Origin of the sequence: Hallella multisaccharivorax DSM 17128, assembly GCF_000218235.1 — a bacterium.
Classification (GTDB): Bacteria; Bacteroidota; Bacteroidia; order Bacteroidales; family Bacteroidaceae; genus Prevotella; species Prevotella multisaccharivorax.
In genome coordinates this window covers 1,398,003-1,424,637 of the sequence record NZ_GL945017.1, presented here as the reverse complement: position 1 = coordinate 1,424,637, position 26,635 = coordinate 1,398,003, and the positions used below count along the sequence as shown (strand labels likewise).

General features: G+C 48.1%; 29 protein-coding genes. 20 read left to right on the top strand and 9 right to left on the bottom strand.

The window, feature by feature from the left end; translation table 11 throughout:
- The first annotated feature begins 23 nt into the window (after positions 1–23).
- The 4 genes from PREMU_RS06190 to PREMU_RS06175 are packed head-to-tail and all read left to right on the top strand — an operon-like array spanning position 24 to position 4,231.
- On the top strand, positions 24–455 hold the full coding sequence (locus PREMU_RS06190; protein ID WP_007573961.1) for a hypothetical protein: 432 nt from the start codon (positions 24–26) through the stop codon (positions 453–455).
- 1 nt (position 456) lies between these two features.
- Complete coding sequence (locus tag PREMU_RS06185; protein WP_007573960.1) at positions 457–861, top strand: YkvA family protein; 405 nt, start codon at positions 457–459, stop codon at positions 859–861.
- Positions 854–2,005 (top strand): DNA polymerase IV, encoded by a 1,152-nt coding sequence (dinB, locus tag PREMU_RS06180; RefSeq protein WP_007573959.1) that lies wholly within the window; start codon positions 854–856, stop codon positions 2,003–2,005. Before PREMU_RS06185 ends, dinB begins: the two co-directional genes overlap by 8 nt.
- A gap of 21 nt (positions 2,006–2,026) precedes the next feature.
- Positions 2,027–4,231, top strand: a complete 2,205-nt coding sequence (locus tag PREMU_RS06175; protein WP_040558070.1) for a S9 family peptidase — start codon at positions 2,027–2,029, stop codon at positions 4,229–4,231.
- Between the two features lie 99 nt (positions 4,232–4,330).
- Here the strand turns inward: PREMU_RS06175 and PREMU_RS06170 are convergent, their stop codons facing one another.
- Genes PREMU_RS06170 through PREMU_RS06155 form a run of 4 tightly spaced genes read right to left on the bottom strand, consistent with a single transcriptional unit; the run spans position 4,331 to position 6,464 of the window.
- Entirely contained in the window at positions 4,331–4,618 is a 288-nt protein-coding gene (locus PREMU_RS06170; RefSeq protein ID WP_007573957.1) for a PqqD family protein, read from the bottom strand.
- Between the two features lie 47 nt (positions 4,619–4,665).
- Positions 4,666–5,130, bottom strand: coding sequence for a hypothetical protein (locus PREMU_RS06165; protein WP_007573956.1), 465 nt, complete (start codon positions 5,128–5,130; stop codon positions 4,666–4,668).
- Positions 5,127–6,035: a hypothetical protein gene (locus tag PREMU_RS06160; RefSeq protein ID WP_040558694.1), complete on the bottom strand. Its 909-nt coding sequence runs from the start codon at positions 6,033–6,035 to the stop codon at positions 5,127–5,129. Before PREMU_RS06160 ends, PREMU_RS06165 begins: the two co-directional genes overlap by 4 nt.
- Before the next feature lie 33 nt (positions 6,036–6,068).
- Complete coding sequence (locus PREMU_RS06155) at positions 6,069–6,464, bottom strand: hypothetical protein (RefSeq protein ID WP_007573954.1); 396 nt, start codon at positions 6,462–6,464, stop codon at positions 6,069–6,071.
- A 178-nt stretch (positions 6,465–6,642) separates the two neighbouring features.
- Between PREMU_RS06155 and hisH the strand changes: the two genes are divergently transcribed.
- The 16 genes from hisH (at position 6,643) to folK (ending at position 21,693) form a co-directional block, all read left to right on the top strand.
- On the top strand, positions 6,643–7,257 hold the full coding sequence (gene hisH, locus PREMU_RS06150; protein WP_007573951.1) for an imidazole glycerol phosphate synthase subunit HisH: 615 nt from the start codon (positions 6,643–6,645) through the stop codon (positions 7,255–7,257).
- Positions 7,254–7,985, top strand: coding sequence for a 1-(5-phosphoribosyl)-5-[(5-phosphoribosylamino)methylideneamino]imidazole-4-carboxamide isomerase (gene hisA / locus PREMU_RS06145; protein ID WP_007573948.1), 732 nt, complete (start codon positions 7,254–7,256; stop codon positions 7,983–7,985). The genes hisH and hisA overlap by 4 nt, the downstream gene beginning before the upstream one ends.
- Positions 7,967–8,734, top strand: a complete 768-nt coding sequence (gene hisF, locus PREMU_RS06140) for an imidazole glycerol phosphate synthase subunit HisF (RefSeq protein ID WP_007573947.1) — start codon at positions 7,967–7,969, stop codon at positions 8,732–8,734. Before hisA ends, hisF begins: the two co-directional genes overlap by 19 nt.
- Complete coding sequence (gene hisIE / locus PREMU_RS06135; RefSeq protein ID WP_007573945.1) at positions 8,731–9,369, top strand: bifunctional phosphoribosyl-AMP cyclohydrolase/phosphoribosyl-ATP diphosphatase HisIE; 639 nt, start codon at positions 8,731–8,733, stop codon at positions 9,367–9,369. Before hisF ends, hisIE begins: the two co-directional genes overlap by 4 nt.
- Before the next feature lie 35 nt (positions 9,370–9,404).
- Positions 9,405–10,085, top strand: coding sequence for a cell division ATP-binding protein FtsE (locus PREMU_RS06130; RefSeq protein WP_007573942.1), 681 nt, complete (start codon positions 9,405–9,407; stop codon positions 10,083–10,085).
- Positions 10,086–10,103: 18 nt separating this feature from the next.
- Positions 10,104–11,420: an aspartate kinase gene (locus PREMU_RS06125; protein ID WP_007573940.1), complete on the top strand. Its 1,317-nt coding sequence runs from the start codon at positions 10,104–10,106 to the stop codon at positions 11,418–11,420.
- 44 nt (positions 11,421–11,464) lie between these two features.
- Complete coding sequence (gene lysA, locus PREMU_RS06120) at positions 11,465–12,622, top strand: diaminopimelate decarboxylase (protein ID WP_040558691.1); 1,158 nt, start codon at positions 11,465–11,467, stop codon at positions 12,620–12,622.
- Positions 12,623–12,653: 31 nt separating this feature from the next.
- Positions 12,654–13,835, top strand: coding sequence for a glycosyltransferase (locus PREMU_RS06115; protein WP_007573937.1), 1,182 nt, complete (start codon positions 12,654–12,656; stop codon positions 13,833–13,835).
- Between the two features lie 21 nt (positions 13,836–13,856).
- Positions 13,857–15,032 (top strand): glycosyltransferase family protein, encoded by a 1,176-nt coding sequence (locus PREMU_RS06110; protein WP_007573935.1) that lies wholly within the window; start codon positions 13,857–13,859, stop codon positions 15,030–15,032.
- Between the two features lie 12 nt (positions 15,033–15,044).
- A complete protein-coding gene (locus PREMU_RS06105) occupies positions 15,045–17,045 on the top strand; it encodes a fructose-bisphosphatase class III (RefSeq protein WP_007573932.1) in 2,001 nt (666 codons plus the stop codon).
- A gap of 264 nt (positions 17,046–17,309) precedes the next feature.
- A complete protein-coding gene (locus tag PREMU_RS06100) occupies positions 17,310–18,194 on the top strand; it encodes a cell division protein FtsX (protein WP_007573930.1) in 885 nt (294 codons plus the stop codon).
- 27 nt (positions 18,195–18,221) lie between these two features.
- Positions 18,222–18,500, top strand: coding sequence for a DUF3098 domain-containing protein (locus PREMU_RS06095; protein ID WP_007573928.1), 279 nt, complete (start codon positions 18,222–18,224; stop codon positions 18,498–18,500).
- Positions 18,500–19,375 carry an undecaprenyl-diphosphate phosphatase gene (locus PREMU_RS06090; protein WP_007573926.1) on the top strand — a complete coding sequence of 292 codons (876 nt, stop codon included), beginning with the start codon at positions 18,500–18,502 and terminating at the stop codon, positions 19,373–19,375. Before PREMU_RS06095 ends, PREMU_RS06090 begins: the two co-directional genes overlap by 1 nt.
- Positions 19,376–19,387: 12 nt before the next feature.
- Positions 19,388–20,077: a tRNA pseudouridine(55) synthase TruB gene (truB, locus tag PREMU_RS06085; protein WP_007573925.1), complete on the top strand. Its 690-nt coding sequence runs from the start codon at positions 19,388–19,390 to the stop codon at positions 20,075–20,077.
- Positions 20,074–21,267, top strand: a complete 1,194-nt coding sequence (gene queA, locus PREMU_RS06080) for a tRNA preQ1(34) S-adenosylmethionine ribosyltransferase-isomerase QueA (RefSeq protein ID WP_007573923.1) — start codon at positions 20,074–20,076, stop codon at positions 21,265–21,267. Before truB ends, queA begins: the two co-directional genes overlap by 4 nt.
- 15 nt (positions 21,268–21,282) lie before the next feature.
- Positions 21,283–21,693, top strand: coding sequence for a 2-amino-4-hydroxy-6-hydroxymethyldihydropteridine diphosphokinase (gene folK / locus PREMU_RS06075; protein WP_007573920.1), 411 nt, complete (start codon positions 21,283–21,285; stop codon positions 21,691–21,693).
- Between the two features lie 127 nt (positions 21,694–21,820).
- On the opposite strand, the gene PREMU_RS06070 is transcribed toward folK, so the two are convergent.
- From PREMU_RS06070 to aspS, 5 genes are all read right to left on the bottom strand, one after another.
- Positions 21,821–22,885 (bottom strand): mannose-1-phosphate guanylyltransferase, encoded by a 1,065-nt coding sequence (locus tag PREMU_RS06070; RefSeq protein WP_007573918.1) that lies wholly within the window; start codon positions 22,883–22,885, stop codon positions 21,821–21,823.
- Between the two features lie 326 nt (positions 22,886–23,211).
- Positions 23,212–23,631: a hypothetical protein gene (locus PREMU_RS06065; protein WP_007573916.1), complete on the bottom strand. Its 420-nt coding sequence runs from the start codon at positions 23,629–23,631 to the stop codon at positions 23,212–23,214.
- Positions 23,632–23,643: 12 nt separating this feature from the next.
- The gene (locus tag PREMU_RS14955) at positions 23,644–24,024 is read right to left on the bottom strand and encodes a hypothetical protein (RefSeq protein WP_007573914.1); all 381 of its coding nucleotides are present in this window, start codon (positions 24,022–24,024) and stop codon (positions 23,644–23,646) included.
- A 149-nt stretch (positions 24,025–24,173) separates the two neighbouring features.
- The gene (locus PREMU_RS06060) at positions 24,174–24,464 is read right to left on the bottom strand and encodes a winged helix-turn-helix domain-containing protein (RefSeq protein ID WP_007573911.1); all 291 of its coding nucleotides are present in this window, start codon (positions 24,462–24,464) and stop codon (positions 24,174–24,176) included.
- 243 nt (positions 24,465–24,707) lie between these two features.
- On the bottom strand, positions 24,708–26,477 hold the full coding sequence (gene aspS / locus PREMU_RS06055; RefSeq protein ID WP_007573910.1) for an aspartate--tRNA ligase: 1,770 nt from the start codon (positions 26,475–26,477) through the stop codon (positions 24,708–24,710).
- Positions 26,478–26,635 lie beyond the last annotated feature (158 nt).

Genomic DNA, 26,635 nt, shown 5'->3' with positions numbered 1-26,635 from the left:
ATCTCACACCGCAGATTGCCATTATGAAAGATTTAAAGCCGAATATTCTCAACGACTATGAGCACCTCATCACTCGAACTATTGAGCAGTGGGGAGATAACCCCGACTTCCCCAAAATGATGAGCCTTGACTGCAAAGACTTAGAAGATTATCTCTTCGAATACCAAAGTATTCTCGACAGCGAGGGCAGCCAGAAGGCTCAGCTTACCAAGTACGGCATTATCGCCGTTATACCCGTCATCATCCTCAGTGCCTTCCCCGAGACAATGCTTCCCTGGGGCAAGTGGTCACTCATCGCCGGCGTGGTGCTGGGGGTGCTGACCGCACTCCTGCTGAAAGGCCTCATGATGCTGGGGGTGAAGTCAAGAATCAGTCATCTCAAAAGCAACAATCCTCAAATAGCGGCTTTTACCGACAAAGTAAAGTCTTATCATGAGGCTAAGAAAAAAGTTTGATATGGAAAACAGCTCATTACCCGATTTCATGAAGTATAAGGACGACTATTCGTCGCAAGGCTTCATCGACAAGATTTCGCACATTGCCAAGCGCGCAGGTGCAAAACTTGTCTATGTGGCCCTTATCCTTTATTACACCCTCCAGAGCAGTGACGTCTCCGTAAAAGACAAGGCTATCATCATCGGAGCCTTGGGCTATCTCATCAGCCCACTCGACATCATTCCCGATGCCATTCCCATTGCAGGGCTGGGCGACGACCTCGCCGTGCTGCTCTTTGTGCTGAAAAAGGTATGGGGGGATGTGCCCGACGCTGTCAGGGAGAAAGCCCACGCCAAGTTGTCGAAATGGTTTGATGAAGACGAGATCACCGAGGCTGACGACGTCTTTGCTGACAACAATGCCTGATTTACGGAAAATCATTCACGTGGATATGGATGCCTTTTTTGCGTCCGTAGAACAACGCGACCGCCCCGAGCTCAAAGGCAGACCTATTGCGGTGGGCTATGATGGCCCGCGGGGAGTAGTGTCTACGGCAAGCTATGAGGCCAGACAGTTCGGCGTGCACTCGGCAATGTCCATGGTAACTGCCAAGCGACTTTGTCCACAGCTTATTGTAGTGGAAGGCAACCACCATCATTATAAAGAGGTCTCCGCCCAGGTACACGCCATTTTTCAAGATTATACCGATCTCATAGAACCAATCTCTATTGATGAGGCCTTCCTCGACGTCACCGTCAACAAACAGAAGATAGACTTCCCTGCTGACATAGCCCTCGAAATAAGATCACGGATTCGCGAGGAGCTACATCTCACAGCCTCGGCCGGCATCTCCTACAACAAGTTCTTGGCCAAGATAGCCAGCGACTGCCATAAGCCCGATGGACAGCTTGAGATCCGATACAACGACGCTCTCGAGTTCATCGCCAAGCTCCCCGTAGAGAGATTTTGGGGAGTGGGCCCGAAGACCATGGAGCGGATGCACAAAATCGGTATCTTCACCGGCCGGGATCTGCGGACAGTATCGCTCAATCATCTCAAAGAGGTGTTCGGCAAGGCCGGAGAAATATACTTCAACTTTGCCCGCGGCATTGACAACCGTCCTGTAGAGCCCTCGGAACAACGAAAATCCGTTGGATGTGAGGAAACCATGGAAAAGGACATCACTATGCGCTCACAGATGATCATCGAGCTCTACCACCTCGTGCTAGAGTTGGAGAGACGCATCACTAAAGCCCGATTCGAGGGTAGGACACTTACCTTAAAAGTGAAATACTCCGACTTCTCGGTCATCAGCCGGTCACTGACATCCCACAAAATGGTGACAAAGAAAGAAGACATCCTCGCCCTGGCCAAGCAGCTCTTAACCAAAGTGGATTGCTCTGCCACAGATTCCGTAAGACTGATGGGACTGTCGGTCAGCAACCCGCCAATCGAAGGCAACCTGAAGCCGCGCTGGATACAAGGCCGGCTCGATTTTGGCGACGATTTCTGGGGGAGCAACGCAGAAACACAACCATATAAACATATTTTTAACAATATTATATCCTAATGTTTTACTATACTTACGCCTATGAATAAATTATTTGCCATTTGTATGTCAATGCTTTTATCAACAAGCACTTTGACAGCTTCCGAACCACTCAGCCTTAAACAGGTGGCTTCGAGCGAGTTTGCCGGAGAGCGGGTCTCAGGTATCAACCCACTCAAGGGCACCGATCAGTATGCCCGTATCTCCGCTGACGGAAAACGAATCGAACAATATTCGTTCAAAACCGGAAAGCTTACCGATGTGCTCTTCGACGCGGACAAGACCCAGGGAGAGCACATCGATGCCTTCGACGGCTATATCATGTCGCCCGACGACACACACATGCTCATCTCCACCAAACGCCAGTCCGTTTACCGACGCTCCTACAAGGCTGTGTTCTACATCTACACCATCAAAAGCCGAAAGTTGGAGAAACTCTCCGACAGCGGGCCGCAGCAATGCCCCGTCTGGTCACCTGACGGACAGCAAATCGCTTTCGTCCGAGACAACAACATCTTTCTTGTCAAACTGCTCTACGACAACAGTGAGAGCCAGATAACCAAAGACGGAAAGTTCAACGAGGTCATCAACGGCATCCCTGACTGGGTCAACGAAGAGGAGTTCGAATTCAATAAGGCACTCACCTTCAACGTCGATGGTACCATGCTTTGTTGGATCAAGTACAACGAGAAAGCTGTCAAGGAGTATTCGCTACAGCTCTACAAAGGAAGCCATCCCGAACACAACGACTATGCAGTCTATCCGGGCTACTACAGCTACAAATACCCAAAGGCAGGGCAAGACAACTCGAAAGTAACCGCGTGGAGCTACGACATCAAGAGTCACCGCACACAGCAGCTGCAGATTCCCCTCGATGCCGATGGATACATGCCCAGAATCCTGCCAACACCCGATGCCAACAAAATTCTCATCTACACCATGAACCGCCATCAAGACGCACTCAACCTCTACACCGTCAACCCGCGTAGCACCGTAGCGCACCTGCTGCTCAAGGAAAGCGTTGGTAAGTACGTCAAAGAGAACGCCATGGCCAACATTAAGATGGGCAGCAACTATCTCATCGTGCCTTCCGACAGAGATGGATTTCTGCATCTCTACGTCTACAACCACAACGGACAACTCCTAAGAAAAGTAGCTCCGGGCAACTACGACATCACCGAGGTCTACGGCATGGACGAGACCACCGGTGATATCTACTACCAAGCCGCGGCCCTCAATCCGCACGACCGGCAAATCTTCGTCATCCACAAAAACGGAAAGACCGAGCGACTCACCTCGCAGGAAGGATGGAATACAGCCGTCTTCTCAGGTGACTATAGATACTTCATCAATGCCTGGAGTGACTACAACACCCCATTTGTTTACACCACGCGTAGCAACAACGGAGCAGTCATCTTCACCAACGTGGACAACAAAGCCCTCAAAGACAAGACTGTACAATACGGCTGGGTGAAGAAAGAGCCCTTCTCCTTCACCACCTCTGAGGGCGTAAAACTTGACGGATGGATGATGAAACCCGCCAACTTTGACCCTACTAAAAAATATCCGATCATCATGTTTCAGTACAGTGGTCCGGGTAGCCAGCAAGTCGTCAACTCCTGGAATGCAGGCTCCATGGGACAGGGCGGCGCCTTTGACGAATACCTCACACAGCAGGGTTTCATCGTAGCGTGTGTGGACGGACGTGGCACCGGCGGACGTGGTGCCGACTTTGAGAAATGCACCTATCTCAAATTGGGCAACCTCGAAGCTAAAGACCAGGTTGAGACAGCACTTTATCTGAGCTCCCTATCTTTTGTCGACAAAGACAACATCGGCATCTGGGGCTGGAGCTATGGAGGCTTCTGCACACTGATGAGCATGAGCGAGGGGCGGCCCATCTTCAAAGCCGGTGTGGCCGTGGCTCCACCGACAAGTTACCGCTATTATGATACCGTCTATACCGAGCGATATATGCGCACGCCACAAGAGAATCCCACCGGCTACGATGACTGTCCCATCTCACGCGCCTCGAAGCTGAGCGGAGCCCTGCTTATCTGCCACGGATCAGCTGATGACAACGTCCACCCGCAAAACACGTTTGAGTATACCGAGGCACTCGTGCAAGCCGACAAGGACTTCAAGGAAAACATCTATACCAACCGTAACCACAGTATCTTCGGTGGCAACACCCGTAACCATCTACTCCGGCAGATCACCCAATGGTTTGAGGAGCACCTGAAATAATGTTCGACAGATAAACTTCGGTTGGGACGTTGTTTTAAGGTGGGGGGGCACACAAGACATTCACGCCATCGATGGACATCCCATCGATGGCATATTGTCTTACTCCGTGACAATGCCGGCCTTGATCCACTGCTTCGCTACTTCCTCGGCATCCGCCAAGGCCTGTTCCATAGGCAAAGGAGCGTGGTCGTCCAACTCATAGTTAGATACCAACAGGCCAGCAAGATCCTCAACGGTGAAGTCTTTGCCTTGAATGCTGTTCCATAGCAGTAAAGCGCTGTCGTTCAGGCTGATAATATTGCTGAAATCAATATTTTCTTTACCCGAAGCCACGATGATATGCGACCCACAGACATCGGTCACGCTGAATCCAGTTTTTGCTTTCATAGGATACGCAAAATGATATATGATATATGATGTATAATGTTTTTCGCTCAAAGACTTCCGAACAGAGGGATCCATATCTTTCGGTAAAATGCTAACAACCAGCGTCTTACGGGGAGAAGCTGCATCCATAGGGCGGAGTAGACCTTCCACTTCCGCCCGTCGACAGCATCGAGACGGGTGCGCCCCTTCCTGTAGAATCCAACAACGGATGCCACGACGTCCTTCATGCGACAGTGCTCTGTGGAGAGGTTACCATCACCCAATAGCGTAAGACAATCACCGTCTATCCGCACAATGCGATGCAGGACGTATCGTTGATGGTCAACTTTCGCCAGAACAGGGTCTCCCACATGGAGCTTGCCCACCTGGCACAGCAAGGCCTTGTCGCGCGCATTTTCGAGAAAAGGCCTCATGGAAAAGCCTTTCAAGGGAATCGTTACCGTGTGCCCCTCGTTGACAAGTTTGACGACAGCGGGAATGAAGACCGAATTTTGTACAGATATCTCTTTCATTGTTCTGATGAGATAGACTTTCGGATTACCCGATTGCACACAATTGCCGACTCTTTGTCAGGCAGACAATGGAGTGTAAAGATATTGGTGTGTTCGACGATTTTCGTCACTGTCTTACAAATTGTCTCATAAAGTGAATCCTCCCATTTCATCGAGGAGACGGAAGGCAGCAGAGAAGTGAAGGCCTCCACAGGAGACACCTTCTCCACAGCGTTTTCGTGCGCGCGATCTATTCGGGTCACAGCGCCTAAGGGGGCTTTCACATTTCGATAACACGGCGTCTTTCCGCTCCATGGGCTCCCATAAATGTAGCATATCTCGTCAATCACTCTGACTACCGGATTATCATCGTTCATTAAGTCGCATCCACGCAGATACTTCAGCCAGTTGCTCACCTGCGTTGACTTTCCCGTTCCACTTTTGGCAATGAAGGCATAACCGTAGCCATCCTGCCTCACCACGGACGCATGTATGAGTACTGTGCTGCGCCACGCCGCCGCGAAAGCATAGACGAGCATGAGTGCGTTGTTTAGGCCAAACGACCGCATCAGAAGATCGCCATTGAGCGCACAGCGGCAAATCGTGAAGCGGCTATCGGTAATTAGCAGACAGCACTGGCCGCCGCCTACGTCCTTGATGATATACTGGTATCCGCCGTCTTCGAGCCTGTCAACGATAGTGATGCCATTGCCGGTGTCGAACTCGCGGATGCGCTCACGTTGATTTTTCGGCATTGGACGTAAGCTGTCGTCCACCGTCAGCGTGAACATAAGCGGCTCGCAGGGCTTGTCGCCAGTCCGGAAAGGCAGGAAAGAGGGCAGCAGCTGGAAGCCATTCTCATAGCCAACGAATGAGATGGCGAAGGGTAACTCCGCTACCCGAAAGAAACGCTTATCGACGTGCATGATGGAATCGCTGTACACAACAGGCCTCACACTTTACTCCTCGGGCCTGATGACCTGGAAATGAAACTGTGGTGCCTTGACCTCTTTCACGATGAACTTGCCATTAGCATATTTTTTCCTCAAACGGGCGTACTTTTCCTCCACAACCTTGCGTTTAAGCGCAAAGCAGGTGATGCAAGTCGGCGTGTTGAATCCCAGCCCTGTAAGATGGTTACGCAGCTGGTAGGAATAGTTTTCGCGGCCGTAGAGGAACTTCGTCTTTGAGTCTATATAAGCCGAATCCACCTCCTGTATCTCAGTGAAACACACCGTGGAGTCGTTGAACGAGGCCGCGAATCCAAACATGTAGACCTTCGCCGGCTGGTTGGCTGACCAACCGCATAGGCTGACCACGGCCAACACGCAAAAAAGAAAGTATTTCTTAATCATTGTTTTTCTTTATTTATCATATCGATGGATGGAAAACGGTACAAAATTATAAAATAAATGTCGCTTTTCGAACGAAATGTTCATTTTTATCTTTATTCACCCAAAAAAAGTTGGGCTTTTGCGACTTCCCCCTGATATTTTTAGTAAATTTGCATGATGAATAAGCTTATCAGAGGTTATGAATGTATCCATCATCCAATATAATGCCGGCAATATCTTTTCTGTCGCCAACGCTTTCCGACGCATTGGCGTGGAACCAGTCATCACCGACAAGGCTTCGGTCTTAGCGAGCTCTGACTGCGTTGTTTTTCCCGGGCAAGGTAGTGCCCACACGACGATGGAGTATCTGCGGGAGCATAGTCTTGACCGCGTCATTCGTTCGCTTCGCCAGCCCATTCTTGGTATATGCGTCGGTCAGCAGCTTCTCTGTGCCCACTCCGAAGAAGGCGACGTGGATTGTGTCGGAGTCTTTCCAGAGAGCGTCAGGAAGTTCTCGCCAAAGAGTCACGAGCTCAAAGTGCCCGAAATGGGATGGAACTCATTGCACGACATCTCTTCTCCGTTGTTCAAAGGGGTGGACGATAATGATTTCGTGTATTTTGTCCACAGTTACTACGTGCCGGTCTGCCCGTACACGATAGCCACAGCCAACTATGGCTTGTCCTATTCGGCAGCCCTCCACAAGGATAATTTCTGGACCGTTCAGTTTCATCCAGAGAAGAGTGGGAGAGTAGGAGAGCGGATTCTTGAGAACTTTCTGAATATCAGTCCCACTGAAAAACTTACCCTATGAAAATAGAATTGATACCAGCCATAGACATCATCGGCGGCAAGTGCGTCAGACTGACAAATGGCGACTATGGTCTCAAGACGGTTTACAATGACGATCCCGTGGCTCAAGCGCGGGGATTTGAGCGATTGGGATTCAAGCGCCTGCATATAGTTGACCTTGATGGGGCCAAAGCCAAGCACATCGTCAATGCAGAGACGCTGGAGAGAATCGCCCGGGAGACGAGTCTGGTCATTGATTTCGGCGGCGGCATCAAAAGCGAGAAGGACCTACAGAAGGCTTTTTCAGCAGGCGCGGACATGGTGACAGTGGGCAGTATTGCCGTCAGTCAGCCACGAACATTTCTGGACTGGCTGGGGGCTTACGGCCCCGGAAAACTCATCTTGGGTGCCGACGTGCGGAATGGATTTGTGAGCATCAACGGATGGAAAGAGGACTCCCAAGAGGCTTTACTGCCCTTCCTCTCCAAATACATCGATGCTGGTGTCATCAACGTATTGTGCACGGATATTTCAAAGGACGGCACCCTGGCGGGTCCCGCCGTCGACTTATACAGTAAGGTGATGGGCGCTTTCCCCCACATTCACCTCATCGCCAGTGGGGGCGTCAGCGGCAATGAAGACATCATGAGGCTGGAGGAGGCGGGCATCCCCGCCGTTGTCTTTGGCAAGGCATGGTATGAGGGAAAGATAGACATAGAGAAATTGAACAAATGGAGAACAACGGATTAGCAAAACGCATCATACCGTGTTTGGACGTCAAAGACGGGCAGACAGTAAAAGGTACCCATTTCGTGCGCCTGCGGCAGGCCGGCGATCCTGTGGAGCTTGGCAAGGCCTACAGCGACGCGGGCGCCGACGAGCTGGTTTTTCTCGACATCACGGCAACGATCGACGGTCGGAAGACTTTCACCGAGATGGTAAGCAGAGTGGCGCGGGAGATTAACATTCCCTTCACCGTGGGTGGAGGCATCGATGCCATTGAGGATGTGGACCGGCTGTTAGATGCAGGCGCCGACAAAATCAGCATCAACTCCGCGGCTATCGGTCATCCCGAGCTCATCGATGAGATAGCAGCCAAATACGGCTCTCAGGTGTGTGTCTGCGCCATCGACGCCCGCAACGACACCGACGGATGGCACTGCTATATAAAAGGTGGAAGAGAGCGCACCGAGCGCCGCTTGATGGACTGGGCGCTGGAAGCGGCCGATCGCGGCGCGGGCGAGATTCTGTTTACAAGCATGGATCACGACGGAGTGAAGCACGGCTTTGCCTACGAGGCTCTGGCCGAGATGGCCGACGTGGTGCCGGTGCCTGTCATCGCCAGTGGCGGTGCGGGGAAGATGGTCGATTTTTATGATGCCTTCACTTTGGGAAAAGCCGATGCCGCGCTGGCCGCAAGTGTCTTCCACTTCGGTGAGATTCAGATTCCCAAGCTCAAGCACTATCTGAAAGACAAAAAGGTAAACGTCAGATTATGAATATAGATTTCAAGAAAATGGGCGGGCTGGTGCCTGTCATCATACAAGATGCAGTCACGGCCAAGGTCTTGATGCTGGGCTTTATGAATGAAGAAGCCTACGAGAAAACAATGGAGACGAAGCTCGTCACCTTCTGGAGCCGTACACGACAATGCCTCTGGACCAAGGGCGAGACATCAGGCAATTATCTCCACCTGGTCTCCATTAAAGAGGATTGCGATCACGACACGCTGCTCATCCAAGCTCACCCTGACGGTCCTGTGTGCCACCTTGGTACCGACACGTGCTGGGGCGAGGAGAATGATGTTAACCCTATCCTCTTCCTGACAGAGCTGCAAGACTTTATCAACGTGCGCCACAAAGAGATGCCTGAAGGCAGCTACACCACAAGTCTTTTCCGGAAGGGAGTCAACAAGATAGCCCAGAAAGTAGGGGAGGAAGCCGTCGAGACCGTGATCGAGGCCACCAACGGTACCGGAGAAAAACTCATTTACGAGGCCTCCGACCTGCTTTATCATCTCATAGTGCTACTGACCTCAAAAGGGCTACGCATCGAGGACATCGCCTCGGAGCTTATCAAGCGCCACAATCCGGACTGGGATAAGGCGCGGAGGATAAAGAAAAGTAAAGAGTAATCAAAAAAGGTGTTCATTCTTAGATCAATCTCAATATGCTCATAGATTATCATCACGTAAAAGTTTACCAGCAAGATACCCTGATTCTGGACGACGTCAGCTTTCACGCCAACGAGGGGGAGTTCATCTATTTGATAGGAAAGGTGGGATCCGGTAAGAGCAGTCTGCTGAAGACCTTCTATTGCGAGCTGGATCTGTTTCCGGAAGAGTCGGAAACAGCCGAGGTGCTTGGCAGAGATCTGCTGACACTCAAACGCCGTGACATACCCGCGCTCAGAAGAGAGATGGGAATCATCTTTCAGGACTTTCAGCTTCTGCGCGACTGCGATGTGTGGCAGAATCTTTGCTTCGTGCTTCGTGCCACGGGATGGAAAGACCGCAAGAAGATCGACGAGCGTATCAATGAGGTGCTGTCAGCCGTTGAAATGACGAACAAGGTCCACTCCATGCCCCATGAACTTTCAGGCGGAGAACAGCAGCGCATCTCCATCGCACGCGCATTGCTCAACAACCCCAAGGTGGTCATAGCCGATGAGCCGACGGGCAACCTCGATCCGGAGACGGCCGACAACATTGTGCGACTGCTGAAAGAAATCACCGCACAGGGCACCGCCGTCATCATGTCCACCCACAACATTTCCATGATCGACCGTTATCCAGGATTCGTGTATCGATGCGAGGACGGCAAAGTAATTGAAATAAAAAACAAAGAGTAAGACCAACAATACATTCATATGAACGTAATGAAATTTGGAGGCACTTCCGTTGGAAGTGCCGAGCGCATGAAAGGCGTTGCCCAACTTATCACACGATCCGGCGAGCCCACCTTCGTAGTGCTCTCAGCAATGAGTGGCACGACCAACAGTCTTGTGGAAATCTGCAATTATCTCTACAAGAAGAATCCCGATGGCGCCAACGAGGTCATCAACAACCTTGAGGCCAAATACATGGAGCACGTAGCAGAGCTTTACTCGAATGAAGACTGTAAGAAAAAGACATGCGATTTTCTGCGCGACAGATTCAGCTATATGCGCACATTCACCAAAGGTATTTTCACGAGCTTTGAGGAGAAAATCATTGTCTCGCAAGGTGAGATCATGTCAACCAACATGGTGAACAATTACCTCAGGGAGCAAGGCATCAAGAGCGTACTCATAGACGCGCTTAGTTTCATGCGTACAAACAAGAATTCAGAACCCGATCTGCCATACATCAAAGAGCACTTACACGATGTCATGGACCGAAATCAAGGTTATCAGATTTATATCACTCAGGGCTTCATCTGTCGCAATGCCTACGGGGAAGTCGACAATCTGCTGCGTGGCGGATCAGACTATACGGCTTCTCTTGTCGGAGCCGCATTGCCCGCTGACGAGATACAGATCTGGACCGACATCGATGGTATGCATAACAATGATCCCCGGTTCGTTGAGCACACCTCGGCTGTTCACCAACTCAACTTTGAGGAGGCTGCCGAGTTAGCCTATTTTGGCGCAAAGATTCTCCATCCCACCTGCGTACAGCCAGCTAAGTTCGCGGGGATACCCGTGAGACTGAAAAACACAATGGAGCCCGACACCCAAGGCACTATCATCAACAATGAACTCGCCCACGGCACCATCAAAGCCGTGGCGGCAAAAGACAACATCACCGCCATAAAGATCAAATCCTCGCGTATGCTACTGGCCACCGGCTTCCTGCGCAAAGTGTTTGAAATCTTCGAAAGCTACCAGACACCCATCGACATGATTACCACGTCGGAGGTCGGCGTGTCCATGAGCATTGACAACAATGCCCATCTCGACGAGATCGTTGACGAGCTGAAGAAATATGGCACGGTTACCGTGGACACCGATATGTGCATTGTCTGCGTGGTGGGCGATCTCGACTGGCGAAACATCGGATTCGAGACCATTGCTTCTGAAGCTATGAAGAACATCCCCATACGTATGATCAGCTATGGGGGCTCCAACTATAATATTTCTTTCCTCATCCGTGAGGCTGACAAGAAGAAAGCGCTGCAATCACTCAGCGACACATTATTTAAATAGCAGCATTCTAAAGATAGCGAAAGATTAGAATATTGATGAAGACCATGAATACGTCTTTTCCAATTGATAAGTTACGTGCTACGCGCACGCCCTTCTACTTTTATGACTCCGGTCTCCTGAGAAGGACCTTGAAGGAGGTTTCAGCTGCGGCGGCAGCTTACAAGGATTTTATCGTACACTATGCCGTCAAGGCCAACGCCAACCCTAAGGTCTTGAGAATTGTCTCAGAGGCGGGGCTGGGAGCCGACTGTGTAAGCGGCGGAGAAATTGAAGCCGCCCTGCAATCAGGTTTCAACCCCACAAGCATTGTGTTTGCCGGGGTAGGGAAGGCTGATTGGGAGATCAACGCTGCGCTTGATACCGGCATTTTCTGCTTCAATGTTGAGAGTGTGCCGGAGCTGGAAATCATCAACCAACTTGCCGAAGCCAGAGGTATGACAGCCAGTGTTTGCTTTCGGATTAATCCCGAAGTGGGTGCGCATACGCATGCCAATATCACCACAGGCCTTGCTGAGAATAAGTTCGGCATTGCCATGAGTGACATGGTCCCAATCATCGAAGAGACCAGCCGACTGAAGAACGTGAAGTTCATAGGCCTGCACTTTCACATTGGCAGCCAGATCCTTGACATGGACGATTTCCGGCTTCTGTGCTTGCGCATCAACGAATTGCAGGAAGCGCTTAGTGCCAGACATATCGAGGTTGAGAATATCAATGTAGGAGGAGGTCTGGGCATTGACTATGACGATCCCGATAAGAACCCGATACCCAACTTTAAGTCCTACTTCAAGGTCTTTGCTGAAGGACTTAGACTAAAGCCCGACCAGAAAGTTCACTTTGAACTTGGACGGTCTATCGTCGGACAGATGGGCAGTCTCATCACGAAGGTACTCTATGTCAAACAAGGCGTGAACAAGCAGTTCTGCATTGTCGACGCAGGAATGACCGACTTGATACGTCCGGCTCTTTACCATGCTCACCATTATATTGAAAACCTCACGGGCCATGGCGAGCCCGTAGCTTATGATATAGTGGGCCCAATATGCGAGTCAAGCGATGTCTTTGCCAAAGACACGAAGATAGCCCAATGCAAACGCGGTGACCTACTTGCAATTCGTTCAGCGGGGGCCTATGGCGAAATTATGGCCAGTCAGTACAATTGCCGGCCTTTGCCAAAAGGATTGTTAAGTCAAGAGCTCTGATATAGACAACCGTAAAAGGTTTTTACTCAAGATGATTAATTTGCCTCATATTGATGACCTGACCATTATCAGCTGTGCCGTATTGCTGGTGATTGTGATAGTTTCTTCATTGATCAGTCCCTTTCTGAGATTCAAAAAGAGGAAATGGGAAGAGCGGGAGAGGGATGTCGCTGATCCTCTTCCCACGCTCTCCATCATTCTCACTCCACATGACGAGGCAGAAGCCTTGGAAAAGAATTTGTCAAGCCTGATGGGACAGAAGTACCCGTCTGGATTTCAAGTGATTGTGGTCATTGAGAGGGGGGAGAATGAAACCGAGGAAGTGCTCCAGCGCTTTCAGAAGACGTTGGAGGGCCAGACGGTTGACGGTAGTCTTTACTTCACGTATATCCCTGAGACATCACGTTATGTGAGCCGTAAGAAGCTTGCAATGACCTTAGGCGTCAAAGCCGCCAGGACTGAATGGCTCCTCTTCACAGAGCCCACTTCAAGACCTGCATCCGACACATGGCTTCAGACCATGGCAGAGAACTGTGTCGATGCCAACAGCCTTGTCATGGGATATGGATGCTACGCAGGTGGAGTGTCCTCCTTCAAGCGCTTTGAACGGCTCTGCTTTTCTTATTATCTCATGCGTGAGGCTGCACGAGGCACAGCTTATGCCACTGTCAGTCCAAACATCATGATAAGAAAAACAGAGTTTATGAAGCAGGAGGGCTTCCGGGGCAACCTCCATCTGATTCATGGAGAGTACGACTTTCTCATCAACAAATATGCTGTCAAGGGGAGAGTCGCACTGGAGACAAGAAACGAGGCGTGGATCATCGACGATGCACCTTCGCACAGGGAATGGATGGCACAGCACGTTGTTTACCAGGAAACGAGGAAGTGGCTTAAAAGAAGCTTCAGCCATAGGCTCTGGTTCAATCTTGACCAGATAGCATTGCACTTTCCACTCTTGCTCGTCATTGTCGCTATTTTTTGGGGCGCATTGACAACCAACCTCATTGTTCTGGCGGTCTCTGGCGTGTCACTTATCACCCTTTACCTAATCCATACCCTCATAGGCTGCAAGGCGATATCCGCATTTCAGGAGCAGGTCCCCACAATGCTGATTTATCCTTATCAGCTGTTAATGATCTGGCGGAAGCTCTTCTACTGGCTACGCTACAAGGCTTCTGACAAACTTGACTTCACCACACACAAGCTATAAATTAGACCACAACCGGTTATCATGCTGAAGATATTGCTATACGTACCTCATTCCGTCAATGTTGTCGGTATTCATCACGACCTTGTACAAGGGCTTGCCAACAACTTCTCGACAGACGTCAACATCAAGTTAGGTGTAGACGGTGCCCGTCATGCTATGGCTGATATAGCGGATTATGACCTGATTCATTTTTTCGGCTGTTGGAATCACAACTCTTGCCAAGTGGCTTCAAAGGCTTATGCCCACGGCATACCTTATGTTTTGACACCACTTGGAGGGCTACAGCCTTGGGAAGCGCAGCGCCATCAGCACTCCATCCTCTTTACATTGCAGCATCAAATGGTAGAGCGCGCCGCCGCGGTGCATGTCTGTGGCACTCTCGAAAAGACTAATCTCGCAGATCTCAACTGGAATAAGCGGGTAGCTCTGGTGAAGAATCCAGTGCTGACAAGTCAGCTTTCATTTGCCACGGCTGCTGCCATGATAGAGAAACTCTACAGAAAAGTCATTGATTCAAACAGCCAACTGTTTTTCTCTGCAAAGATTCAGGAGACCATAGGTGTCCTTCTGCAAACCGGAATAGACCCGCAAGTAGCCAGCATGAATAATGAGCAGCAAAACAAAATCATCGCGGAAGTATCCCAGACCCTTGCCGGTTTTACCGAAGAAGACTGGAGACGCATTCTCCTTTATGCTGAACAAGAGCTGATTGTGGCACCACTCCACCAAGCCTTTGACGCGTTGCAAGCCTCTTGCCCGAATCTGGATGCCTCCGCCATTGAGCGCTTTGAGAGCAAACGCAAATACACGAAAGAAGAACTCGCCACAGAGACACTGCTCTCAAAGAATCTGCTGCTCCGTAATAAGGTCAAAGAAGTGTTTGCTGACAATGGCAAGGCAGAGCAACGTTTCTGCCTGGCATTGCTCAATCTCCACTATGAATTGTCTCGACAGACTATGCCATTGGCTCATCTTGCTGACATATACAAGATGATGAGATTCACCGACGTCGATGAGGATCTGATCAGGGACATGATTAAACGACTGGGCCTCGATGACTTTGCCTCAAGGCTTACCGATGTATTGTTCAATTTCCTTGGTCTGCCAGAAGGCTTCTGGATCTTTACCCCGAAAGACGGTAAGAAAACAAGGAAAATGCTGACAGCCATAACTAAATTTGGTTTGTATAACTATTAATTCTACCCAATCATGAGCACAACCAATAATTACGACATTAAGAAAGACATGCGTTATCTTCAGCTTCTATCGAAGTCTTTTCCGACTATAGCTGATGCGAGCACCGAGATTATCAATCTTCAGGCGATACTCAATTTACCGAAGGCTACAGAACATTTTGTCGCCGATCTGCATGGTGAGTACGAGGCTTTCCAGCACATACTCAAAAACGCTTCTGGAAATATCAAGCGCAAGGTCAACGATCTTTTCGGCAACACCTTGCGGGAAACGGAGAAGCGTGAATTGTGCACGCTCATCTATTATCCAGAGCAGAAGCTTGAACTTGTCAAAGCTTCGGAGGCAGACATCAACGACTGGTATCACATCACACTGCATCATTTGGTGGCAGTCTGCCGCGATGTATCGAGCAAATACACCCGCTCAAAGGTACGCAAGTCGCTCCCGCACGATTTCTCGTACATCATTCAGGAACTTCTGCATGAGCGGCCGGAAGACAAGAATAAGGCGGATTATGTCAATGTCATCATTGACACGATCATCTCCACAGGCCGCGCTGACGACTTCATCGTGGCTATCTCCAATGTCATTCAACGCCTCGCTATTGACCAGCTGCATATCTTGGGAGATATCTACGACCGCGGTCCTGGGAGCCATCGCATTATGGACCTCCTTGACAGCTACCATTCGTGGGATATTACATGGGGCAACCACGATATTCTTTGGATGGGAGCTGCCGCGGGCAACGATGCCTGCATGTGCTCGGTCATCAGGCTCTCTCTGCGCTATGCCAACCTAATTACCCTTGAAGACGGCTACGGCATCAATCTGGTGCCGCTGGCTACTTTCGCCATGGAGGCCTATGGAGATGATCCTTGTACAGAGTTCCTGCCAAAGACCGATGGAGGTACAGGAGCAATAGATGAGAAAACCCGACAGCTGATCGCCAAAGAGCATAAGGCCATTGCCGTGTTGCAATTCAAACTGGAGAGCCAGCTCTATCAGAAACATCCTGAATGGAAGATGCAGGACCGCTGTCTTTTCAACTTCATCGACTACGACAAAGGGACCATCAAACTGGACGGTAAAACATATCCGCTGACAAGTTGCAGCTTCCCGACCGTTGACCCCAAGCATCCCGACCAGCTCACGAAGGAAGAGGCCGGCTTAGTGGCGAAACTACACCACAGCTTTGAAGTGAGCGAAAAACTGCATAAGCATATCAAGCTCATGCTCTCGCATGGCTGCATGTTTGCCATTTGGAATAACAACCTGCTTTTCCACGCGTCTATTCCGCTCAATGAGGACGGTTCACTGAAAAACGTTGAGATCTATCCAGGCCATTCCAGCAATGGGCAGCAGCTCCTTACAGATATCGGTATGCTCATTCGCTGCGCCTTCCAGAACGATTCGACAATAGAGATGCGAAATTATGCCATCGACTATTTCATGTATCTCTGGTGCGGACCTGACAGCCCCCTCTTCGACAAGTCGAAGATGGCAACCTTTGAGCGATATTTCATTCAGGAGAAAGAGACCCATGAAGAGAAGAAGGGCTGCTACTTTGTTCTGCGAGACAACGAGGCCATCTGTGATGCCATACTCAAGGCTTTCAACATCACCGACCCCAACAGGCATATCATCAACGGGCACGTACCCGTGAGGGCCATCAAGGGGGAAAGCCCCATCAAGGCCATTGGCAAGCTGATGGTCATCGACGGAGGCTTTTCACAGGCCTATCATCGGGAGACAGGTATTGCCGGCTACACTTTAGTCTACCACAGCCGCGGATTCCAACTCGTGCAGCATGAGCCTTTCACCAGCACTGAGGACGCCATACTCAGGGGTACCGACATCAAATCGACAACCCAAATCGTGGAGATGTCATCGCGCAGAATGCTCGTCGCCGACACTGACAAGGGAATAGAACTGAACGCTCAAATAGCTGATTTAGAGGAACTTTTATATGCCTACAGACATGGTTTCATCAGCGAGAAAGACACAAACGGCAAGTAGTCCCATCCCTTAACGCTATGACGGCATTGCCTATACGCCGTAAACGCATTGCCATTACACCGTAAACGCATTGCCATTACACCGTAAACGCATTGCCATTACACCGTAAACGCATTGCCATTACACCGTAAACGCATTGCCATTACAGTGTATAGGCAGCGGGGGAGTAATAGCCTATCATGTTAATGCCAGTTAATCATTCGCACGTTCAGTCTACATTTTGTAATTTTGCAGCAAAACTGGATATATATCGCTGATTCGATAATGAAGAAAAAACATGTTAAGAGCACCAGGCGCACAGGCCGCCTCCAATCCGTGACACTTTGCATCAGTACGGCATTGGTGCTCATCCTCCTCGGTTTAGTAGCGTTTTCCACACTCGGCGGCCGCAATCTTTCTGCCCTGGTGAAGGAAAATCTGAGGGTCACCATGATGCTCGAACAAGACATGGCTGACAATGAGGCGCAAACCATCACCCGCAGTCTGGCTCGTCGTCCATACATCAAGACCATCCATTTCATCAGCAAGGAATCCGCCCTGCACGACGCTGCTAAGCAGATGGGGACCGATCCTTCGACATTTACTGATGGCGTGAATCCATTTTCCTCATCTATCGAGCTCACGTTGAAAAGTGACTATGCCAATAACGACTCACTGGCATGGATCACGAAAGAGCTAAAAAAATATCCGAAGGTCTCAGACATCACCTATCAGAAGGACCTCATCGACGCAGTCAACCGCAATCTTGCCAAGATCGGCGTAGCCATGATCGTGCTCGCTATACTTCTTACATTCGTCTCTTTCTCACTGATCAACAACACGGTGAAGCTTGGCATCTATGCCCGCCGCTTCTCCATTCATACGATGAAGCTTGTGGGAGCCTCATGGGGATTCATCCGCCGCCCGTTTGTTTGGAACGCGGTCCTCATCGGCATCATCGCAGCAGCCCTGGCCTGCACTGCCTTAGGGTTTGGCATGTATGCGCTCTATCGCTATGAGCCAGAGATACTCACGGTTATCACCTGGCGCGAGATGGCGATTACAGGAGCCTCTGTATTTTTCTTTGGCATTGTGATTACTGTCATCTGCGCTAATATCTCCGTCAACCGATTCCTGCGGATGAAGGCCGGAGACTTGTATAAAATCTGATAATAACATTATTAATCATCTGATAATATGTCAATTAACAATCAATCAAAGCAGGTTCCCGATACCCAAGGAAAACAAATTGGGGGAGGCCGAAACTATGCATTCGACCGCACAAACTTTATCCTGCTTGCCATCGGGTTCGCCATTGTCATCCTTGGCTTTGTGCTGATGAGCGGTTCAAGCTCTACCGAACAGGCATTCAACCCTGATATATTTAGCGCCCGTCGAATCAAGGTAGCGCCCGTAGTATGCTTTCTGGGCTTTATCTCCTTGATATACGCCATCATCCGTAAACCCAAAGACTGATGACGCTTCTACAGACCATTATCATTGCTATTGTTGAGGGGCTCACCGAGTTTCTCCCCGTATCGTCTACGGGACATATGCTCATCGTAGAGAATCTCTTGGGAGTGGAGGATTCTGACTTTGTTAAAGCCTTCACCATTATTATCCAGTTTGGTGCCATTCTGTCTGTCGTTGTGCTTTATTGGAGTCGTTTCTTCCGACTCGACCACACACCGGCACCAGCAGGAAGCAATACGTGGCAGAAAATCAAGCATAAGTGGTATTTCTACTGGCTGTTGCTGGTAGCTTTCATTCCTACTGGCGTCATCGGCTTGATAGTGAAGAAAAGTGGAATGCTCGATTTCATGCTGACGCCTTCCAATGCCATTTGGATCGTACCTGTCATGCTCGTGGTGGGCGGTATTTTCATGCTCTTCTGCGATCGCATTTTTAATAAAGGCACCGAAGCCAACAAGGTGACGGAGCGCCGTGCTTTCTGGATCGGCGTGATTCAGTGCTTCTCTCTGATTCCGGGTACTAGCCGATCGATGACCACTATTGTGGGAGGCATGAGCCAAAAGTTGACTCGTCGCCGTGCGGCTGAGTTTTCTTTCTTCCTTGCGGTGCCAACCATGGCTGTGGCTACTGGCCTGGATGTTCACGAATTGTTTGTCGGGCACGATGTTGTCGGCACAGGTTGGGATATATCCCACAATCTCATCATGCTTCTCGTAGGTTGTGTGGTGGCATTCATCGTAGCACTGTTGGCAATGAAATGGTTTGTGAGCTTTCTCTCCAAATACGGATTCAAGTGGTTTGGATGGTATCGCATCTTAGTGGGTGCCTTTATCCTCGCTTGGATGCTCAGTGGCCATAGCATGGTGATGTTTGATTAACCCACGCGATAAATGGACTTCATCAAGGGAGAAATAATCGCTATAGACAAGCCTTACCGAATGAGCAGCTTCGGCGCACTGGCTCATTGCCGCTATCTCTTGTCACAGGCTGTGGGGCAGAAAGTGAAAGTTGGACATGCCGGCACCCTTGACCCTCTGGCAACAGGAGTGCTGGTTCTTTGCACAGGACATTGCACCAAGCAGATAGAGCAGCTCCAGAGCCATATGAAAGAGTATACTGCAATCTTGCAGTTAGGCGCCACAACCGCCAGCTATGATCTCGAGCATGAGATCAATCAGACTTATCCCTGGAAGCACATCACACGTGAGATGATCTTAGAGATTCTGAAGAAGTTTACCGGCGACATCGAGCAGATTCCTCCTACCTACAGCGCCGTTAAGATAAGTGGCGACAGAGCCTACAAATTGCGACGTCAGGGCGAGGAGGTGAAGCTGAAGCCTAAGCACATCCATATTGATGAGATAGAGCTAACCAGCTTCAATGAGGATAATGGCCAGCTGTCCATCCGCGTGGTGTGCGGCAAAGGCACTTACATCCGGGCACTTGCCAGAGACCTTGGAAGAGCATTGGGAAGTGGAGCCTATCTGACAGCTCTGAGGCGTACTCGTGTAGGAGACATCACTGTAAACAAATGTATAGATTTCGACCACTTTGATGAGTGGTTAAAAGATAAGATATGAAGTTATCACAATTCAATTTCAATCTGCCGCAAGATCTTGTGGCATTATATCCTCACAGCATCGAGCGTGAGTTTGTGAACGATGAGGGCGCCAAGGAGTCTTTTCGTGTCTTCCGCCGTGATGAATCTCGACTGATGGTGCTCCATCGTACGACAGGAGAGATAGAGCTTTTCAAGAAAGATACCAAGGGGCAGCCGGTTGAAGGTGATTACCTCGACTTCCGTAATGTGCTCGATTATTTTGGTGAAGACGACACGTTTGTGCTCAATGACACCAAGGTTTTCCCTGCGCGGCTCTATGGGACAAAGGAAAAGACGGATGCAAAGATTGAGGTATTCATTCTTCGGGAACTCAACGAAGAGACTCATTTGTGGGATGTGCTTGTAGAACCGGCCCGAAAAATTCGTATTGGAAACAAACTCTTCTTTGATGATGCCGGTGTTATGGTAGCTGAGGTCTATGACAATACAACAAGCCGTGGGCGGTCGCTTCGCTTCCTATACGATTGTCCACACGACCAATTCGTACACGACCTCTATGCCTTGGGCGAGTGCCCACTTCCTACTTATATCCTTAATAATAGGCCAGTAGAGCCTGGCATGGAGAACATGCATGTCCACTCACATGCAACAAAAGAAGATATGGAAAATTTCCAGACCATCTATGCCAGGAATGTGGGAGCGGTAACGGCTCCGGCAACAGGCTTGCACTTTAGTCGCGAGCTCATGAAACGTATGGAAATCAAGGGAATCAATACGGCCTTTATCACTTTGCATTGTAGTCTGAGTAATTTCTCAAAGATCGAAGTGGAGGATTTGTCAAAACATAAAATGGATTCAGAAGCGATGATCGTCAACAAGGAATGCTGTGATATTGTAAATAAGACCAAAGACGCAGGGCACCATATCTGCGCAGTTGGATGCAGCGTAGCAAAAGCTACAGAAACTGCCACCGGTACGGACGGCTACTTAAAGGAATATGATGGCTGGACCTCAAAGTTTATTTTTCCGCCTTATGACTATCAATTGGCAGATACCATGATCGCCAATTTCTATCATCCGGAATCCACCTTGGTGATGGCAACAGCTGCTTTCGGCGGCTATGAAAATGTGATGGAATGCTATCGTCTGGCCGTTAAACACGGATATAAGTTTGGTTGTTTCGGCGACAGCCTTCTCATTGTCGACTAAGATTAAAACAGACTCATGCATTCAGTGTATTTAAGCTTAGGATCGAATATCGGCAACAGAAAACGGCTCATTAGGGACGCTGTCGACTTGATTGACGAAAGAGTAGGGCACGTCGTAAAGAAATCCTCGCTTTATGAAACCACTCCCTGGGGGTTTTCCTCACCCAACAAATTTATCAATGCCTGCGTTTGCTGTGAGACTATGTTCTCGCCACGAGAATTGCTTACAGCAACGCAAATCATTGAGAAAATACTTGGACGTACAGGAAAAAGCATTGATGGTTGCTATAACGACAGGGTAATCGACATCGACATTTTGCTCTATGATGACCTCCATGTAGATGATTCAGACTTGAAAATTCCCCATCCATTGATGGAGCAACGTGACTTTGTGATGAAACCTCTAAGCGAGATCTTGAATAAATAGTCGTCGGAAAGAGCGCTGAAGACAATTGTAGCCAGCATTATTTATCATAAGCGCGCTAATTCTATAAAAGCCATTGCTTTAGGGAGCTACCTCGAAGTCAGTGGCAACCATATCGTTAATAAGGAATCTACTGTTCGAGAAAACTCTTGATTCGTTGCTCTTCAGAAAGGCGACATACCAAAAGTCTGTTATCATGCTCCGCAACAATACAATCGGATAAGCCCTGAATGACAACCTGACGCTCTTGAGTAGTATGAATAATACATCCATGAGTGTCATAGGTTTTAATATCACTGCCTATGCAGGCATTCCCATTCAGATCATGCTTAGTCTGAGTAAGCAATGAACCCCATGTGCCCAAATCACTCCATCCGAAGTCGGCAGGAAATACAAAAATTTCCTCAGCCTTTTCCATAACTGCATAGTCGATGGAAATATTTTCACAGTCAGGATAGCAACAGTCTATCGCTGATTGCTCTTGAGGAGTACCATATATACTTTGCAAACGCTCAAAGATATTGTTGATGCGTGGAGCATAAATACGAAGAGCATTAACGATAGTCTCAACATTCCAAATGAAAATACCCGAATTCCAATAGTAATTGCTCATGCCCATATAGCGAGTAGCTTTTGCAAGGTCTGGCTTCTCATGGAATGTATCAACACGGTATATCTCCTTATTTCTCAATGTTTTAGAAGATAAATCAGCCTCAATGTATCCGTACCCTGTTTCTGGACGAGTAACTCTCATACCTAAAGTTACGATAGAGTCGGACTCCTGGGTAAAGCTTAGACTCTCGACAATTACTCGTCTGAACTCTTCCGTATTCATTACGATGTGGTCGCTCGGAGACACCACGATATTGGCATGTGGGTCGGTAACCTTGATACGCCAACTGACATAAGCGATGCAAGGCGCTGTGTTGCGGCGACACGGCTCCGTCAAAATATGACTTTGAGGGACATCAGGCAACTGCTCATGGACAAGAAGAGCATATTTTTTATTGGTAACAATCCATACATTCTCGTCAGGACAGATATCGTGAAAACGGTCATAAGTCATCTGAATCAATGTACGTCCTACCCCCAAAACATCAATAAATTGCTTCGGCTTCTCCTCGGTACTCATTGGCCAAAAACGGCTCCCTATTCCACCTGCCATAATGACTAAATGATTGTGTTGGTGTGTCATAAACAGTTGTCTTTATAAATCTCTTAAGTTGCAAAAATAAGAAAAGAATACCGAACAAACGAATAAAAAAGCAAAATATTTGTTTTTGGCATGATTTTAGTGGTCAATAGATATGGATTACTTTACATTTAATCATATCTCGTATAACATGCACATTCAATATATTATTATCGCCGCGATCCTCATTTCATGTATAATATATGCTGCTATAAGGGTTAAAAAGGTCTTAGGCGTGAAAACTGGGGACCCATGTTATGGATGCGCTTTAAAGCAAGTTTGTAAAAAACAACAGCGCCAGGAGTCGAGAAAGAGGTCGTCTTGTAAGACTACCTCCGCATCATCTTCTTGAAAATCTGACGATGGAAACGCTCATCTGCTTTTATTACGCGGAGTACCTTGCTGGCCGGCAGCACTTTACAGAATTTCATGTGATACTGACTTTGAAGTCTTTTTATCTCAATATCTATATTGTCCATAGCCCTAATAGCTTCTAAACAGGCATGATCGTCCTGCGTATTCGTATGCATATACGTGCGAAACTTGTCAAATAGTGGACGTTGCTTAGCATGCATTTCATCAAACAGCGGAAAGAAGACGGCGGCTTCTCCCGGTGTTAATCCTGCGTCAGAAGCTATAAACTGATGCAGCTCCTTTTCAAACTGTTCCGGATTAAACTTATTAGGACCTTGCGCCATTACTCCCAAAGAGAGGAAAAACACGCAGAATACAAGAAGTACCTTTTTCATTGAAACACCATTTTATTCAGAATCCGACATATAAGAGTACATATCGCCGGTATCCATCATGGAATAGTTCATCACATCGTCCATCGACATAGAACTGACAAAGTGGCTCACACTTGTATTTGTTAAAGCCTCGCCACTTGAAGACACCGATAAATGCTTATGTGACAATGAACCAAATACTAAGACCCCAACCAATAAGCAAGCAGCTACGGAAGAGATGCCTGCTGCACGATAGCGATACCAAATTGAATGAAAATGGGCCTGGAAGCCACTTGCCTCATAGGATGAACGAATTGAAAATTTATCAAAATAGCCCTTGGGGACAAGGAAATGCTCCTTATTCCCAAATTTCTTCTTGATGAACCTTTCGTCTTTAAAAGTCGAAAATGCCATTGCTTTTGCTTTTCATATTCTTTGTTCTATAACATTAGACGAAACTATGATTTATTGGTTTAAAGGGGGAATAAAAAACAGCCCAATAATTAATTCATTGAGCTGCATTTATAAAGATAATGAGTTTTTCCTAAGAGGTGCAGAAAATATTAAGCGAGAACGACCTTTCCGCCTTCTCCCTTCAGCTTGCCTTCTTTAAGAAGCCAACCTATGCCCAAGAGTACCTCAACAGTAGTCTTGCCTGTCAACTTAACAAGCTCTGCAACGGACTTAGCCCCCTCGTTATCATGCAGTGCATTGTAAACATCGCCAGCACGAAAACCAGCATTCTCTGCATCAACGAAAATTTCTTCTTTCTTTGAAGCCTTTTTCTCTGTCGTCTTCTTAGGAGCGACTGCCTTCACTGCGGCCTTCTCTTCTGTAGCTTTCTTCCTTGCCATAATTTAGTAATTTTTGTTGAAAATAAATGAACTTAAACTTCTTCTCTATTCTGGCTGCAAATGTAACAAATTAATTTTAAAGGAGATAGATAAATGCAAGAGAAAAGTCATTAAAAAATGAGAATAAGCCACATTTTCTCATTTTATTGATTTATATCAATTCTATAAGTGCTTTTATTTGATATAAATCAAGAATAGAGGTTTGGATATTTGTTCCTAACATCCAAGCCTCAATCTAATGTATCAACTGTTTGTCTTTACCGGATTCACCGCCAAATGAAGCTCATCCAACTGTTTCTGATCCAACTCTGACGGAGCATCAAGCATCACATCACGTCCACTGTTATTTTTCGGGAAAGCAATGCAATCGCGAATGGAATCGAGACCGGCGAGAATGCTCACAAAACGATCGAGACCGAAGGCAAGGCCAGCATGAGGTGGAGCGCCATACTTAAATGCATTCATTAGGAAGCCGAACTGGGCTTCAGCCCGCTCTTTGGTGAAACCAAGTACCTCAAACATCTTTTCCTGAAGATTGGTATCATGGATTCTCAAAGATCCGCCACCTACTTCTATGCCATTACAAACAAAGTCATAAGCCTTGGCGCGTACTTTTTCCGGATGTTCATCCAAAAAAGGTATATCATCAGGGTTTGGCATCGTAAATGGATGGTGTGTAGCCATAAGCCGTTGTTCCTCATCACTCCATTCAAAGAGCGGGAAATCTATAATCCATAGGCACTTAAAGACATTCTTATCACGAAGTCCAAGTCGGTCACCCATTTCCAAGCGTAGTGAGCAAAGCTGAATGCGGGTCTTGTTTGCATTGTCTCCGCTTAAAATCAAGACCAGATCACCATCCTTTGCACCTGTCGTCGTCTTTACTTTCATCAGTTGCTCTTGGGTATAAAATTTGTCGATTGAGCTCTTGACCGTGCTATCATTATTAAATTTAATATAGACCAAACCCTTGGCGCCTATCTGTGGTTTCTTAACAAAGTCGGTGAGCTCATTAAGTTGTTTGCGGCTGTAGTCAGCACAACCAGGAACAACTATTCCCCCAATGTAAGTAGCTTCATTGAATACCGAGAAAGAACCTGTTTCTTTTAAGTCATCCATTAACTCAACGAATTCCATGCCGAACCTCAGGTCAGGCTTATCAGAACCAAAGCGTTTCATAGCTTCCTTCCAAGTCATTTGTTGTAATGGCTGAGGAAGCTCTACCCCACGGATTTCTTTAAAAAGCATACGGCACATGCCCTCAAACAGATTGATAACATCGTCTTGATCAACGAAACTCATCTCACAGTCCACCTGAGTAAACTCTGGCTGACGATCTGCACGCAGATCCTCATCACGGAAACATTTCACTATCTGAAAATAGCGGTCCATGCCAGCTACCATCAAAAGTTGTTTCAAGGTCTGCGGGCTTTGCGGAAGCGCATAAAACTGCCCGGGATTCATGCGTGAGGGAACGACAAAGTCACGCGCGCCCTCCGGAGTAGAGCCTATCAACATGGGAGTCTCTATTTCCATGAACTGACGTGCATCCAAGAAATTACGGATGAGAATTGTCATGCGATGACGCAGCTCAAGGTTTTTACGTACACATGAACGTCGAAGGTCAAGATAACGATATTTCATACGGAGATCGTCACCACCATCCGTGTTATCTTCAATGGTAAAAGGAGGAGTGAGTGAAGGACTAAGAATCATTAATTTACTAACGATAATCTCGATGTCACCCGTACTCATTTTGTCATTTTTGCTCTGACGCTCGGAAACGACGCCCTTTACCTGTATACAGTATTCCCGCCCAAGCCTGTTTGCCTGCTCCCACAAATTCTTACCGGCTGCCTCATTGAAAACTAACTGCGTGATACCAAATCGATCACGAAGATCGACAAATGTCATTCCTCCCATTTTACGGGTACGCTGCACCCAACCTGCAAGTGTAACCTCGCGGCCAGTGTCGGAGAGGCGAAGCTCTCCGCAAGTATTGGTTCTATACATAATAAATATAGTAAGTCTTTCTTGGACGCAAAATTACAACAAAAAAATTGAAAAGAATCATGTCACGATAAGAAGCAGTAAAAATAATGTTAAAAGACATTCTTTTCATAACAAACATATAAAAGTTTTCTTATTTTTGCAGTGTTTAAAGATGAAAA

Coding starts and splice junctions, on each gene's coding strand:
- PREMU_RS06185 (WP_007573960.1), top strand. CDS start 457: ATGGAAAACAGCTCATTACCCGATTTCATGAAGTATAAGGACGACTAT.
- PREMU_RS06170 (WP_007573957.1), bottom strand. CDS start 4,618: ATGAAAGCAAAAACTGGATTCAGCGTGACCGATGTCTGTGGGTCGCAT.
- PREMU_RS06175 (WP_040558070.1), top strand. CDS start 2,027: ATGAATAAATTATTTGCCATTTGTATGTCAATGCTTTTATCAACAAGC.
- hisA (WP_007573948.1), top strand. CDS start 7,254: ATGAAAATAGAATTGATACCAGCCATAGACATCATCGGCGGCAAGTGC.
- PREMU_RS06165 (WP_007573956.1), bottom strand. CDS start 5,130: ATGAAAGAGATATCTGTACAAAATTCGGTCTTCATTCCCGCTGTCGTC.
- folK (WP_007573920.1), top strand. CDS start 21,283: ATGCATTCAGTGTATTTAAGCTTAGGATCGAATATCGGCAACAGAAAA.
- hisIE (WP_007573945.1), top strand. CDS start 8,731: ATGAATATAGATTTCAAGAAAATGGGCGGGCTGGTGCCTGTCATCATA.
- PREMU_RS06070 (WP_007573918.1), bottom strand. CDS start 22,885: ATGACACACCAACACAATCATTTAGTCATTATGGCAGGTGGAATAGGG.
- PREMU_RS06095 (WP_007573928.1), top strand. CDS start 18,222: ATGTCAATTAACAATCAATCAAAGCAGGTTCCCGATACCCAAGGAAAA.
- PREMU_RS06130 (WP_007573942.1), top strand. CDS start 9,405: ATGCTCATAGATTATCATCACGTAAAAGTTTACCAGCAAGATACCCTG.
- hisF (WP_007573947.1), top strand. CDS start 7,967: ATGGAGAACAACGGATTAGCAAAACGCATCATACCGTGTTTGGACGTC.
- PREMU_RS06060 (WP_007573911.1), bottom strand. CDS start 24,464: ATGGCAAGGAAGAAAGCTACAGAAGAGAAGGCCGCAGTGAAGGCAGTC.
- PREMU_RS06065 (WP_007573916.1), bottom strand. CDS start 23,631: ATGAAAAAGGTACTTCTTGTATTCTGCGTGTTTTTCCTCTCTTTGGGA.
- lysA (WP_040558691.1), top strand. CDS start 11,465: ATGAATACGTCTTTTCCAATTGATAAGTTACGTGCTACGCGCACGCCC.
- PREMU_RS06110 (WP_007573935.1), top strand. CDS start 13,857: ATGCTGAAGATATTGCTATACGTACCTCATTCCGTCAATGTTGTCGGT.
- PREMU_RS06100 (WP_007573930.1), top strand. CDS start 17,310: ATGAAGAAAAAACATGTTAAGAGCACCAGGCGCACAGGCCGCCTCCAA.
- PREMU_RS06105 (WP_007573932.1), top strand. CDS start 15,045: ATGAGCACAACCAATAATTACGACATTAAGAAAGACATGCGTTATCTT.
- hisH (WP_007573951.1), top strand. CDS start 6,643: ATGAATGTATCCATCATCCAATATAATGCCGGCAATATCTTTTCTGTC.
- PREMU_RS14955 (WP_007573914.1), bottom strand. CDS start 24,024: ATGGCATTTTCGACTTTTAAAGACGAAAGGTTCATCAAGAAGAAATTT.
- truB (WP_007573925.1), top strand. CDS start 19,388: ATGGACTTCATCAAGGGAGAAATAATCGCTATAGACAAGCCTTACCGA.
- dinB (WP_007573959.1), top strand. CDS start 854: ATGCCTGATTTACGGAAAATCATTCACGTGGATATGGATGCCTTTTTT.
- PREMU_RS06190 (WP_007573961.1), top strand. CDS start 24: ATGAAAGATTTAAAGCCGAATATTCTCAACGACTATGAGCACCTCATC.
- PREMU_RS06125 (WP_007573940.1), top strand. CDS start 10,104: ATGAACGTAATGAAATTTGGAGGCACTTCCGTTGGAAGTGCCGAGCGC.
- PREMU_RS06155 (WP_007573954.1), bottom strand. CDS start 6,464: ATGATTAAGAAATACTTTCTTTTTTGCGTGTTGGCCGTGGTCAGCCTA.
- PREMU_RS06160 (WP_040558694.1), bottom strand. CDS start 6,035: ATGCACGTCGATAAGCGTTTCTTTCGGGTAGCGGAGTTACCCTTCGCC.
- aspS (WP_007573910.1), bottom strand. CDS start 26,477: ATGTATAGAACCAATACTTGCGGAGAGCTTCGCCTCTCCGACACTGGC.
- queA (WP_007573923.1), top strand. CDS start 20,074: ATGAAGTTATCACAATTCAATTTCAATCTGCCGCAAGATCTTGTGGCA.
- PREMU_RS06115 (WP_007573937.1), top strand. CDS start 12,654: ATGATTAATTTGCCTCATATTGATGACCTGACCATTATCAGCTGTGCC.
- PREMU_RS06090 (WP_007573926.1), top strand. CDS start 18,500: ATGACGCTTCTACAGACCATTATCATTGCTATTGTTGAGGGGCTCACC.